Source organism: Paenibacillus sp. FSL L8-0436, from assembly GCF_038593025.1.
Classification (GTDB): domain Bacteria; phylum Bacillota; class Bacilli; order Paenibacillales; family Paenibacillaceae; genus Paenibacillus_AQ.
In genome coordinates, this window is record NZ_CP151955.1 from 3,679,812 (window position 1) to 3,693,456 (window position 13,645).

At 46.2% G+C, this 13,645-nt stretch carries 12 protein-coding genes; 4 read left to right on the plus strand and 8 right to left on the minus strand.

Translation table 11 applies throughout. The annotated features are described in order from the left end of the window. Positions 1-23: 23 nt before the first annotated feature. Together NSS79_RS16940 and NSS79_RS16945 are read left to right on the plus strand one after the other, a co-directional pair. Positions 24-881, plus strand: coding sequence for a sugar phosphate isomerase/epimerase family protein (locus tag NSS79_RS16940; protein WP_342440261.1), 858 nt, complete (start codon positions 24-26; stop codon positions 879-881). Positions 882-922: 41 nt separating this feature from the next. Continuing rightward, positions 923-1,798, plus strand: a complete 876-nt coding sequence (locus NSS79_RS16945) for a sugar phosphate isomerase/epimerase family protein (protein ID WP_342440262.1) — start codon at positions 923-925, stop codon at positions 1,796-1,798. Positions 1,799-1,914: 116 nt separating this feature from the next. Here NSS79_RS16945 and NSS79_RS16950 read toward each other — a convergent pair whose 3' ends face one another. Further along, positions 1,915-2,064, minus strand: a complete 150-nt coding sequence (locus NSS79_RS16950; RefSeq protein WP_342440263.1) for a hypothetical protein — start codon at positions 2,062-2,064, stop codon at positions 1,915-1,917. A 79-nt stretch (positions 2,065-2,143) separates the two neighbouring features. After that, positions 2,144-3,010, minus strand: a complete 867-nt coding sequence (locus NSS79_RS16955; RefSeq protein ID WP_342440264.1) for a MurR/RpiR family transcriptional regulator — start codon at positions 3,008-3,010, stop codon at positions 2,144-2,146. A gap of 145 nt (positions 3,011-3,155) precedes the next feature. Between NSS79_RS16955 and NSS79_RS16960 the strand changes: the two genes are divergently transcribed. Next, the gene (locus NSS79_RS16960; RefSeq protein ID WP_342440265.1) at positions 3,156-4,175 is read left to right on the plus strand and encodes a Gfo/Idh/MocA family oxidoreductase; all 1,020 of its coding nucleotides are present in this window, start codon (positions 3,156-3,158) and stop codon (positions 4,173-4,175) included. A 1-nt stretch (position 4,176) separates the two neighbouring features. Next, a complete protein-coding gene (locus tag NSS79_RS16965; RefSeq protein ID WP_342440266.1) occupies positions 4,177-5,172 on the plus strand; it encodes a Gfo/Idh/MocA family oxidoreductase in 996 nt (331 codons plus the stop codon). Positions 5,173-5,217: 45 nt separating this feature from the next. On the opposite strand, the gene NSS79_RS16970 is transcribed toward NSS79_RS16965, so the two are convergent. From NSS79_RS16970 to NSS79_RS16995, 6 genes are all read right to left on the minus strand, one after another. Continuing rightward, on the minus strand, positions 5,218-6,135 hold the full coding sequence (locus NSS79_RS16970) for a VanZ family protein (RefSeq protein WP_342440267.1): 918 nt from the start codon (positions 6,133-6,135) through the stop codon (positions 5,218-5,220). A gap of 176 nt (positions 6,136-6,311) precedes the next feature. Further along, the gene (locus tag NSS79_RS16975; protein ID WP_342440268.1) at positions 6,312-8,057 is read right to left on the minus strand and encodes an ABC transporter substrate-binding protein; all 1,746 of its coding nucleotides are present in this window, start codon (positions 8,055-8,057) and stop codon (positions 6,312-6,314) included. Between the two features lie 76 nt (positions 8,058-8,133). Continuing rightward, entirely contained in the window at positions 8,134-9,036 is a 903-nt protein-coding gene (locus NSS79_RS16980; protein ID WP_342440269.1) for a carbohydrate ABC transporter permease, read from the minus strand. Positions 9,037-9,045: 9 nt separating this feature from the next. Then, complete coding sequence (locus NSS79_RS16985; protein WP_342440270.1) at positions 9,046-10,002, minus strand: ABC transporter permease subunit; 957 nt, start codon at positions 10,000-10,002, stop codon at positions 9,046-9,048. Between the two features lie 124 nt (positions 10,003-10,126). Continuing rightward, complete coding sequence (locus NSS79_RS16990; RefSeq protein WP_342440271.1) at positions 10,127-11,686, minus strand: response regulator transcription factor; 1,560 nt, start codon at positions 11,684-11,686, stop codon at positions 10,127-10,129. Further along, complete coding sequence (locus NSS79_RS16995) at positions 11,679-13,472, minus strand: sensor histidine kinase (RefSeq protein ID WP_342440272.1); 1,794 nt, start codon at positions 13,470-13,472, stop codon at positions 11,679-11,681. Before NSS79_RS16995 ends, NSS79_RS16990 begins: the two co-directional genes overlap by 8 nt. Between the last annotated feature and the right edge of the window lie 173 nt (positions 13,473-13,645).

The window sequence follows — 13,645 nt, forward strand, 5'->3', positions numbered from 1 at the left end:
TTTAAGAAAAAGAGGGTGAAACCATGAAACTGGGAATCAGTTCATACAGCTTGGTAAATGAATTGGAATCAGGTGAAATGGATATTTTGGGTGTAATTGATTGGATTGCCGACCAAGGTGGCGAGCATATTGAGATTGTACCCATTGGATTCGAATTGACTGGTAATCCTGACTTAGCGGACGCTATTCGAGAAAAGGCAAAGTCGCGAAACATAGATGTGTCCAACTATGCCATCGGCGCTAATTTTGAAACGGATTCCGAAGAAGCCTTTGAGCTGGAAATCAAGCGGGTAATGGGTGAAGTCGACGTTGCCGCAAGCCTGGGTGTAACCCGTATGCGCCATGATGTTGCCAGCAGCAGCGATACTTCGATCGGCAACTTCCATCGTCAATTGGACCGCCTGGCAGAAGCCTGCGGGCGCATTGCCGATTATGCAGCACAGTATGGTATAGTAACCAGCGTTGAGAATCATGGCTATTTTATACAAGCCAGTGACCGGGTGCAAGCATTGATTCAGCGGGTGAATCGGACAAATTTCCGTACAACGCTGGATGTGGGCAATTTCATGTGCGTGGATGAGAACTCTGTGGTTGCCGTGAAGAACAATATTGCATATGCTTCTGTGGTGCATGTAAAGGATTTCTATTGGAGACCTTCGTATCAGAATCCCGGGGAGGGCTGGTTTCAAACGGCAAGCGGTAATTTTTTAAGAGGTGCAATCGCAGGCCATGGAGATATTGATATGCGTGAAGTGCTTCGTGTGGTTAAAGCGTCAGGATATGACGGATATATTTCACTGGAATTTGAAGGGCTTGAGGAATGTAAACGGGGAACCCGGATAGGTCTTGATAATGTGAGAAGACTTTGGAACGAAAGTTAATCTGCGATGAGATCAGAACCCGATTAAGAGGAGGCTTAAGAATGAAATTGGCAAACCCGATTGGTATAATGGTCGATAGTCTGCGTCTTAACTTGCGGGATGGACTGGCGAAAGCTAAAGAGCTGGGGGCAGATGGTGTACAAATCTATGCAGTAGAAGGTGAGACGGACCCTGAGAATCTGTCCCCGCGAGACCGAAAGGAATTGAAGAGTTATATTGAATCCATAGGTCTGCGAATTTCAGCATTGTGTGGTGATCTGGCTGGCCATGGCTTTCAAGATGCAAAGGTAAATTCGGCGAAAATCGAAAAATCGAAGCGTATTCTCGATTTAGCCGTTGATCTGGGAACACAGATTGTTACCACGCATATTGGTATTGTTCCGAATCAGGTGAATGATCCAGTCTATGATACGATGCAGCGTGCGTGTGAAGAGCTTGGTGTCTATGCCAAGAGCTTGGATGCCTATTTTGCAATTGAGACTGGACCGGAAAAATCTGCACATTTGAAGCAATTCCTCAACTCGCTTAGTACGAATGGCGTTTCTGTCAACTTTGACCCTGCCAACATGGTCATGGTAACGGGGGACGATCCTGTTCAAGGGGTGCACAATCTGAAAGATTACATTGTTCATACGCATGTGAAGGATGGCATCCGCCTGCGGGAAGTAGATCCCCGTGAAGTCTATGGAGCGTTAGGCTATGAGCCAATGAGTCACGACCGTATTGCCGAAGATGCTGCATCTGGTGCAAGCTATCGGGAACTGGCTTTAGGGGATGGCCATGTGGATTTTGATAACTATTTCAAAGCGCTCCAGGATATTGGCTACACCGGATATTTGACCATTGAACGCGAAGTGGGTGATCAGCCGGAAGCTGATATTGCCAAAGCGATTGATTTTATCCGGCGCTATCGTTAAAGAAATAGGGCACTGATGAATACAAAAAAAGGCGAGTCTCTGAATAATGGAGACTTGCCTCTTTTTGTTGTTCCGCGTTTAGCTTAGGCAACCTAGTAAATGAATCGCTCGATTTTTTATCGAAGAACTAATTCCCCAGAACCGATATACTTATTTGTTTTAGGATTCCAAGTGAACACACCTTCGGCTAAATCCCAGCCACCGTCAGCCTTGAAATTTTTCCAATTTTGATTTTGTGATGATGAAGCTTTCATTCTTTTTGTCATTATTAAGATCTGCTGTTTTGATGATTCTGATGTTTTGATTCCGGATGACACGAATCCCGGGAAATGGAAGACGGTGGCATTATAAGTCATGCATCATTTCATTAATGTAGGTGCATTTGAACGATTGAACTGCGGATTCCCTGTTTATTGAATAAGAAATTTTATAGATACAGGAGTATATCACATTAAGGACGTATTCAAATGCTATTTGCGAGGAAAAGGTTCCGATCTTGGCATGTTTTACTTCGTCATTTGGCACTTGAATACAGAGCGTACTGAGTTTTGCCAGTTCACTTTGAGTGGTAGCTGTGATGGTGATAAAAGGGATCTGTTCACGTCTGAAGTGCTGAGCTGCTCTTACATAAATCGGTGACTTTCCGTGGTAAGTCAAGAAAATCGCGCAATCCTCTTCCGTCAAATTAACGGTATGATACGCCCATTCGTACAGCTCAGTAGCGATCACTACATATTTGTTGATTTTAATCATTTTATTCTGAAAACTCTTCGCGCGGATTTGGGAATCTCCCAAGGCATAGATAAAGATTCTTTTGGCTTGGTCCAGCATCCCGGCTGTTTGGGACAGCAAATCATCATCCATGTAGGCAAAGGTTTTGTCGATCGTTTCTTTCATCAATTCAGCAATTTCTTTCGCCACTTGAAGTGGAGATTCCTCATCACTAAACGGATAATTAGGGTCGACGCTGGAAATGTTCTGGGTATATTGCTGGAATTCCCGGGCAAGATTAATGATGAACTCTTTAAAGCCGGACAGCCCAAGTTTATGGGTTAAGCGATTGACCGCTGAATGCGACGTATAGGTAGCCTTTGCAAGCTCCTGAATATTTAAATGCAGTATGCTTTCTTTATGCATCAGAATATAGGCAGCGATACTTTTTTCGTTTGGTGTAAAATTATGCATTTCCGATAATTGGGTCAATATCTTCAACAGATTCACTCCTATAAACATTTTGTTCAAAAAGCTGCCGGGATCTAACCAAGGAATTGGTGGAATGTACCGTTTTGCCGGCTGATCCTTTACGCTAGGCTGAGTTCTTCTATAATAAATGAAAAAGACCTGAGGGGGAACTCATATGCTTACGATCGGATATATCGGGAATGGCAAAAGCACAAACCGTTATCATCTGCCTTTTTCATTAAACCGGGAAAATTTGAAGGTGAAGACGATCTACGCCCGTAATCCGGGTAAAGGAGAGTGGGAGAAGGCGCCTGGCGTCCTTTACACCGATGAACTTGAAACGTTAATGAACGATGAAGAGATTCAGTTGATCGTGATCTGTACACATATAGATTCGCATTATGCTTATGCCAAAATGGCGCTTGACCACGGGAAGAATCTGCTTGTCGAAAAACCTTTTATGCCAACCAAAGAAGAAGCAGTCTCAATCTTCCAATACGCCAAAGAGAAAAATCTGGTACTCCAATGTTATCAGAATAGACGTTACGACTCGGACTTCCTCACGACCCAAAAGGTTATCGAATCAGGCAAACTGGGTGATTTGCTGGAGGTGGAGATGCATTACGATTATTATCGCCCGGAGACCCCGAATTCAGTTACGCATTACTCCAAAAATAACAGTTACTTATACGGACATGGGGTTCACACCATTGATCAGGTCTTATCCTACTTTGGGGAACCGGGATATATACATTACGATGTTCGTCAACTGCTGGGAACCGGCAGAATGAATGATTACTTTGATCTGGATTTCTATTATTCTACACTCAAGGTATCGGTTAAATCGAGCTTCTTCCGCTTGAAGGCGCGGCCCAGTTTTGTTGTATACGGAAAGAAGGGGGTATTCGTTAAACAAACGCAGGACCGCCAGGAAGAACACCTGAAATTATTTTATTTGCCTAAGGGACATGCTGATTTTGGCATTGATTTGCCGGAGCATTATGGTACCCTGACTTATCTGGATGATGCAGGCCAATATCATGAAGAAAAAGTTGTCTCTGAGAAGGGCGACTATGCCCGGTTATATGACGATATGTATCAAGCTATCCTGCAGGGCAAAGATAAGACAATAAAGGATGAAGAAACGATTGCCGTTATGGAGATCATCGAGAATGGGATAGAGGGGTGCAGCTAGAATGAAATTAGGAATCGTGGGAGCCGGCAATATAGTGATGGAGTTATTAAGTTTTGTTCGTGATATTCCTACTATTTCATTACAGGCCATCTGTTCAAAACCTGACCACCAGGAAAAATTGCTGACCCTGCAAAGCCAATATGGAATCTCTCAGATCTTCTACAATTATGCTGAGATGCTTGAGAGTGATGAAGTGGATACGGTCTATATCGGGCTGCCCAATCATCTGCATTATTCCTATGCGAAAGAAGCTTTACTGAGAGGCAAGCATGTCATTTGTGAGAAGCCGTTCACATCCAATTTGGGTGAATTTCTGGAGTTGAAAGAGATTGCACTTCAGAGTGGATTAATACTGGTAGAAGCCATCACGAATCAATATTTAAAAAACTATCTAAGCATGAAGGAATTTCTGCCCAAGCTTGGAGAACTCAAAATCGTGGAATGCAACTATTCCCAATATTCCTCCCGCTATGATGCCTTCAAAGCAGGAGAGGTGCTGCCTGCCTTTAACCCGGAACTGTCCGGGGGAGCGTTGATGGATATCAATATTTATAATATTCATTTGGCGATAGGCCTCTTCGGAAGCCCGGAGAAGGTGGAGTACTTTGCGAACATGGAGCGTGGGATAGATACTTCAGGCATTCTGATGCTTGATTACGGTAATTTCAAATGTGTCTGCATAGGTTCAAAAGACAGCGCAGCTCCTAGTGCAGTTAACATTCAAGGCAATAAAGGATATATCCGCCTGACAGGCTCGACTAACAGTATAGATTGCTTTGATTATGTTCCCAATAAGGAGCAACCCATCCGGGTAGATCGTAAAGATCATCCCCACCGGATGTATGATGAATTCATCGCCTTTGACCGAATGATAAATGAAATGGATATGGAAAAGGTTACGGATAGGCTCGAACATAGCGAGAGAGTCATGCGTGTGATTGAGCTTGCCAAGCTGTCCGCCAATCTGGTGTTTGGTCCGGACAGATCGAAGCAATAAATATAAAAAAGGGCCACTGACATATTCAGTGGTCCTTCTCTATGTTCACTCCCACCAATGCTTCATTTCTGTAATTCCAACATCCCACAGTTTAGCATTGCCGGAAACTATAATCGTAATTTCGTTGATTGTATCAAAGGGAATCTCCAGAGGTTCGGCTTCTTTACTATACTCATCATTGTATTGAGCCACCATGTTCCCGTCTGCCATTACAGTGACCGCACCCTTAGAATCTCCATTGTCCTGAATGCCATAATTGGAATAGAACTTTACATCTATTTTGTTCCCCAAGATATAGGTGTACTTTTTATCTTTGTCGCCATCACTGCTATATATGTTAAATTCAGGTTCAATTCTCTTGCCTGCTACAGTGAAAGTTGGAAGGTTCCCGGTCATAGGAATATTACCTGTAACTTCCTTCAGTTCATGTAGAGCCCGGATAGGGCCTTCTTGTTTCACTAAAGCATAATTGACAGTTTCAGAGATTATAATTATCCCTACAAAAAATAGAACAACTGACAAAGCTGCAGCCATGAGCTTTTTATAAGTGATTTTCGGAGAAAATCCAACCTTGTATGCGAAAAATCCTATTGCGCCACCTAATGTATTGGATATTACATCATCTACATCAAAGCTGCCGAGATAAGTTAAAGCCTGCAACGTTTCCAGAACGAGAATCGCCAAGACAAACAAAGAAATGAACTTCCTGAATCTGACACGATACAACAGGGGGAAAAGTACGCCGAAAGGGATAAAGGCTGCAATATTGCCAAAATCATATACCCATGAAAAAGTCAGTTTTGGAAAACGAAGCGGAATGGTTTCTGGAACAAGTATAAATGTGTATCCAGATTGACCCGTTGCATTCTCTAATCTGTTAAAAGCAAAGAATATAAAATACAAAATTAAAATGGTGTATAAAATGGTTCCTGCAGAGATAAACTTTCGCCATTTCGTTTCCATAAATATCTCCTTAATCTCATACTAAAACACACTTTGATGCACACAACTTAATATTATAATATTTATATTGGTGGATGTAAACGAAGTGAGGAACCCATTCACCTTCTGTAATCGAATAGGGGTGACCCACAGCCATAAATGACTGCTTGGGACACCCCCGTTTACACATGATACCCTTATTTACCGCTCCATAAGGCTACACGGTCCTGAACGTATTTGGTGTAGCCTTTTTCCATTTTCTCAACGCCGGCTTTATCCAGTTCAGCCATGTAGGCATCCCAGATTTTATCGAATTCGGCCGGTTTCGCCAGGATGGCCTGAGGAATGCGTTTCCACGTAATATCCCTCATTTTGTTACCCAGAATGGAGACTTCATCCTCTCCCGGAATCGCGATATTCCATGCCGCTCCATAAGCTTTTTCCGGGAATTCTTCTTCTTTCGGGAACAAATCCTTCCAGGTGGTAGCCTTGTAAGCAGCCAAGGTTTCTTTTTCAACATCGCTGTATCCCAATACAAGCTGTTCCGGGAAATTTCTAGTGTAATAGTTACCGGTTGAGTCCTTGGCGCCATCACCGTAGTGGACCATCATATTCCAGTAGAAGCCGAGTCCGGATTCTTTGGTAAACGCCGTATTGTCGTTGTTAATCCGGTCCTGAACTTCTGCAGGAATGACGCGTTTGCCGTTTTCCACTACATAATGCTTGCCTTCAATTCCCCAGTTGTTCAGGATTTGCCCTTCGTCGGAAGCGAGGTAATCCAGGAACTTAATCGTACGGACCGGATCTGGATTCGTGCTGGAGATCGAGATGCCGTAACCACCCATAAAGCCGGTAGGCCAGAAGCTGGTTTCCTTATATTCTTTCGTAAGCGTTACCGGATAATGGCCGTAGGTTTGATCGAATTTGCCTGCCGTCTTGAGTGCCTGCTGGGCGTCGTTGTAGTCCCAATCCTGGTCAATCAGGCCGAGCACCCGTCCGGTGGCTACTTTAGCCTTGTATTGGTCATACTTCTGGACGAAGCTTTCCTTATCGAGCAGGCCGATGTCATTCATATGGTTCAGCCAGCGGAAATATTCTTTCTCCTCCGGACGGCGGAAGTGGTAGATGGCCTCATGGGTCTCCTGATCGACGTAATATTCCCCGTCATCCGAGCCGCCTGTCGTGGCAACCGCAGGGTTGGTGACGGAAATGTACATATGCCAGTCATCTGCGTTCAGGGAAACCCCAATGTTTTTGTTGCCGTTCTCATCAGTGGGATGCTTCTCCAGATAAGCTTTGATCACATTCTCATAATCGGCAACCGTTCTGATTTCCGGATATCCGGCTTCCTTCACCACACGGTGCTGCAGTTCGAACCCGCCCCCGGCCACGAATTTCTTCTCATCCACTGCTGCCCAGGTCGGAATGGCATAGATGGACTGGTCTTCATTGGTATACTTGGCCCGGGCGAGGTTGTCGCCGAGCACACGTTTGATATTGGGCGCATATTTATCAATTAATTCGGTCAGATCGATGACCGCTCCGGCATCGACAAGCTTGCCGATATCCGCTTTGGCGGAAATAATATCCGGATATTCGCCGCCGGCTGCGATCAATGCGATTTTTTGCTGAGGGTCACCGACAGCAAATTCCGCATCGAGGGTGACACCTGTTTTCTCTGTAAGTACTTTACTGACTTCGTCTTTCATATTGTTCCAGTTCGGATTCGGGTCCTCCGCGAAGAAGGAGAGTGTAAGCGGACTTAAATCTTCGGCTTTCGCCGTAGCCTCTGCGGTGGCGCTGTCACCCTTTGTAGCCTTAGTGCCTCCGGCATTCTCTGCCGTATTCTTGGTATTGTTCGAGCCGCCGCAGCCTGCCAGCACACTGAGGAGCAAGGTCAAGACCATCAGTACGACGTACGGTTTCGCTGTCTTTCTTGTCATGAATAGAAACCCTCCCTTTTTCTGGTCACAAAATGTATTGTATACACAGGCTAAGCCTGCCGATACCGGAGACGGACTAGCTTTTTACCGAACCCAAAGTCATACCTTTGACGAAATAGCGCTGCAGAAACGGATAGACGACCAGAATAGGTACAGTGACGACGATCGTGATTGCCATTTTGACCGATTCCGGGGAAATTTGCGCCATAACCTCGGTCATATTGCGGCCGCGGAAATTATCCGCATTGGTCGTCGTGCTCTGGATGACCTTCATCAGCTCAAACTGCAGGGTGGTCAGCTCATCCTTGGAACCGTTATAGAGGTAGGTATCTAACCAGGAATTCCACTGGCCGACAGCCAGGAACAGGGCGATGGTTGCCAGCGCCGGTTTGGTTAGCGGGAGAATAATCCGCCAGTAAATCGTGAAGTCGTTGGCCCCGTCCAGCTTGGCGGATTCCTGCAGGGCGTAAGGGAGGCCATCGATGAAGGAACGGATGACGAAGACATTAAATGCACTTACGAGACTGGGGAGGACATAGACACCGAAGGTCCCCATCATATGCAGATTTTTGATCAGGATGTAGATGGGGATCAGTCCGCCCGAGACGTACATAGTAAGCGCCAGAAATGTGGAGACAAATTTGCGGGCCTGAAAGTCCACCCGGCTCAGGGTGAAGGCAAGCATGGAGGCACTGACTAGCCCGAGGATCGTGCCGATGACGGTGCGCAGGACAGAAATTTTAAGTCCGGTCATCAGCCCGGAATAGGCAAAGATCGTCTCATAGTTCTTGAAGGTGAACACACGGGGGAAAACCGTAATCCCGCCTTTGATGCTGTCTGTGGAGTCGTTGAAGGAAATCGCCAGCACATTCAAAAAAGGATATAACGTGGCTATGGTCACCACAGTAATCGCAACATAGACTACCAAATCGAAGATGCGGTCCGACCAAGACGCAGCGGCCATTTTTTTATTCAGCATAAGGGCCTCCTATATGATGCTTTCCTTCGTTATTTTTTTGAAAATTCCATTGGCGACAAACAGCAGAATCACACTCACCACAGAGTTGAAGATGTTAATAGAAGTACCGAAGGAGAAACGTCCCATGCCCAGCCCATAGTTCAGTGCATACAGATCCAGTGTCTGCGAGAAGTCGCGCACCAGATTATTTCCCAGCAGGAACTGCTTCTCGAAGCCTATACTGATTAGATGCCCGATTGAAATAATGAGCAGTATAACAATCGTAGTCCGGATGCCGGGCAGTGTAATGTTTCGCACCTGCTGCAACCGGCTCGCACCATCCACCCTTGCGGCTTCATACAGCTCCGGTCCGATACCCGAAATGGCTGCTAGATAGATAATCGTGTTCCAGCCTGTTTCCTTCCAGACATCCGAAGCCGTGACAATTCCCCAGAAGAAATGGCCTTTGGCCATAAATTGAATGGGTTCACTGATAAGATGGAGGCCCATCAGCAGATCGTTCACCGCACCGTTGTCGGTAGAGAGCATCTTGGTGATAATCCCGGCGGCAACTACCCAGGATACGAAGTGGGGAAGATAAGAGACCGTCTGTACGAAGCGTTTCAGAATTTGCAGCCGCAGCTCATTCAGAAGGATGGCGAATATGATGGGAATGATGAATCCGGCAAGCAGGCCCATGATACTCATAGCGAGCGTATTGCGCAGTGCATTGAAGAATTGCTCATCCTGGAAAAGCTCTCTAAAGTACTGCAGACCCACCCATTTCTGCTCGAAAAAGGATTTGCCGGGTTTATATTTTTGAAAGGCCATAGTCCATCCCCATAAAGGCAGATAGTTAAATACAAATGCCCAGAGCACAAACGGTATGGCCATCATATAGAGATATTTCTGCTGCAGGAACGTTGGCCAAAAGCGTGAGGCAGGCTTCTTCGGCTCCGGCTTTACTTTGGTGGTAATCGCTTTCATTTATGTCCCTCCTTCGATATGGCATTATCATAAGCTACAGAAAATCAGGGAAACACCCGAACATTTTCTATAAAAAACAGGGAGAAATCAGCTCTTTTCGTAAGCGTTTTCTGAAACTGCGTGCTCACACAGAGCTTCCTCTGCGGTAGACGGAAGGAGAGATACCTTCAACTTTTTTGAACTTTTCGCGAAAATAATCCACATCGCTGAATCCGACTTCGCCCGCGGCCTGATGGATTTTCCAGCCCTGATCCAGCAGCTCTTTGGCTTTCTCAATACGGACCTTGTCCAGATAGCTATTGAAGGAAAGGCCTGTACTGTTTTTGAAAAGCTTGCCCAGATACGCGCTGCTGTAAGTAAACACATCCGCCAGCGTTTCGAGTTTCAGGTTCTCATTGTAATGGCGGTGAATAAGGTCTAGCATTCGCTTCATTAAGACGTCCATATCGTCTCGGGTAATTCCGCCGGCATGCTGCTCCAGCATAGTAGTGATGTAGCGGTACAGCTGGGGCAGGGAGGTATGTTTATAGATTTGCTGGATTTGCTCATCCATCCGGTTGTGCTGCAAAGCCAGCTCACTGTATTGGAGCGAGAGTTTGTTGATCAAATAAGTGACCATTCGTACATAACGTGATTTCACAGCCATCTCGGAGTAACTGGCGGCGATCATCAGTTCACCGGTTTCCTGGATTAAGGAAGGGAGTACATCGAAGCTGCCGATTTCCATGGCGAAATATAGGCGCTCCACCACAGAATCAAGCCTGCATTCCACTTCCTCTGATCTGACCTTGAGTACTTTCTTCAGCTTCAGGGAATCCGGTCCGATCATACCCGGCTCATCGTAGAAAAAATGCTCCTTCATCCGTACCAGTGCGGATTGGCGGGAGACGGGAAGCTCCTCAAGGGTATTTACCATATCACCCGCGGTGATGATGCATTCAAGTCCATGGGCCGTTACGGCTTGCAGTATATTCTGGACCATTAATTTGCGTACAAGCTCCTTCTGATAAGAGGGCTGCAGCAGAACCCCCAAATAGGAGTCCAGCGAGAAGACAATCCCCCACGCCTGTTCATCAAAGCTTGCTGCAAGTCTGGCTTTAACGGCCGTTGAAGGCCCGTTGTCCGCATTGTCCTGGAGCAGCAGCCGGATCAGGACTACCTGATAGGAATCCCATAGCAGTCCTGCTTCATGGATGGATGCCTCCATTGATGGCAGCATCTGCGGGCTGTTCTCCATCAGCAGGGATTGGACCAGCATTTCGCGGCTCCACACCTTTGCGGCGGCATGATTCTTACGATGGGCGCTCCGCGCATCCAGCTTTGCGGACAGTTTTGCCAGATATAACTGCAATTCCAATTCATCTACCGGCTTAAGTAAATAGTTATCAATGCCAAAAGCCAGTGCACGCTTAGCATAGTCGAAATCGGCATAACCGCTGAGGATAATGATGTGCATCTCCGGATCGTTTTCCCGCAGCTCTTTAATAAGCTCCAGACCATCCCTGCCGGGCATCCGGATATCTACAATCATTAGATCAGGACTATAGAGTTCATATTTATACTTGGCTTCTATGGCGTTCGCCGCTGTATCTATAATCTGATATCCACAGCTCTCCCAGTCCAGCAGAGCAGTAAGTCCCTCACGGATTGCCTGCTCATCATCCACAATCAACACTCTATACATAAGAATCGCTCCTCAGGGGGATGGCAAAGCTAATCTGCGTTCCGAATCCGGTTTGACTGGACAGGGTAAGTCCGCATTCCGGGCCGTAGGTTAACTGAAGCCGCAAATGAATATTGCGCATCCCGATATTATTGGTTTCATAGTCATCCTTGTTCTCCAGCATCTGCCGGATTTCTTGCATCCGTTCTTTGGAAATACCTATGCCATTGTCGGATACCTGCACCTTGAGCTGTTTGTCTTCTATGCGGATATCCACCCGGACCATACCGCCGTCAATCCGGTTCTCCAGCCCGTGGATCACACAATTCTCCACCAGGGGCTGAATGATCAGCGGCGGAATCTGAATACTGTGAGCCTTGGGGTCTACTTGAAGCTCATAGGCTAGCCTATCATCATAGCGGAATTTCTGGATGACCAGATAACAGTTTACGGTCTCCAGCTCACTGTGCAGACTGATCATCCCATTGCCGACCTCCAGGTTTTTGCGCATCATTTTACCGAGCAGCTGCACGACCTGGGATATATCAGACTGGCCCCTGACTAGAGCTTTCATGCGGATGGATTCCAGAGCATTGAACAGAAAATGGGGGTTGATCTGGCTGGCCATCATTTTGAATTTAATCTCATTCTGCTTCAGCTCGATTGCATTCTTTTGCCGGTTGGATTCCTGTACCTCGCTCATGAGGTCGTTAATATTCCGCACCATATGATTGAACTGTCTCGCCAGCTGGCCGATTTCATCTTTACCGTCAATTACCAGCGTAGCACCCAGATTACCGGAAGCGACCTTGGAAATATGTTTACTTAAGTGCAGCATCCGTCCGGTGAGTACCCGGGAGAAATAATAGATAAGCAGAATTGCCATCAGTAATGCAGAAATAATGACAGAGGAAGCCAGTGAGATAATCCGGTTGGGTTCGCTCACGATACTTTCAACGGAAAAAATGGAGATGATGCGCAGACTGTTCAGGCTTCCCCCTGGATGCCAATCATCAATCAGCATTTTAAAAGGGTTGCCATCAATCGTTATATCATAGGGACCTTGTCCGGCGGTGGCGGCAGATACAGGGCTGAAGTTAATAGCATCCAGCGATTTGCCCAGTGTATCTGTACGGTTGGAGGCTACTATATTGTCGTTCTCATCTACAATTATGGTTTCAAAAGTCTCCTGATTCAGGATGGCATTAAGTTCGTCTGTATTCACATTTACAACTAAAACTCCGGCGGTACGCTGCTTCAGAAAATCTACTTTGCGGATCAGACTGAGATAATATTGGCCGTCGCGGTTGTCACGGATATAATTCCAGCAGACCAGGCCTTTCTTGGCGATAGCGGTTTGATACCACTGCTCCTGTGTGACCGTCTCATCCGCCTGCAGAAACTCCCAGTTGTCAAGAATTGTGGGATTATTGATATACAGGCGGATGCTGGAGATCTCTTTGTACAGGCGGATAAAATCACGAAAGTCAGGATAGTCCCAATAAGCCTTCACAACTTCATAGACCGACTCGTACCGGTGGTTGGCAGCTTCCTCCAGTCGGCTGTCATTGGACAGCCGGTAAGCAATGTCGAGCGGGACGCCCAGCAGTTCGCCGGTCCGTTTTTTCACCCGGTCCACATTGGCTGTAATTTGCTCCAGAGCATTGCCCATCGCCATATTCCGCAGTTCACTCGTCAGAAATACCCCAACAATCAACACCGGAATTAAGGCGACACAGCCAAAAGACAAGAACAGCTTCGTCCTGAGCCGCAGATTGTTCATTAGGGTGATGATTCGGGCATACACAGAAACATACACCTCCATTAATATATTTGATAGCGCTTACAACTAAGAGCATCGTAAACTACCATCCATTAAATGTAATATAATATGCATCTATTGTCTCGTGAGAGAACCATTATATAGATTGAATTTATAAACATGAGATAAGGAAAAGAAGGGAGGGGGATTTTGGATAC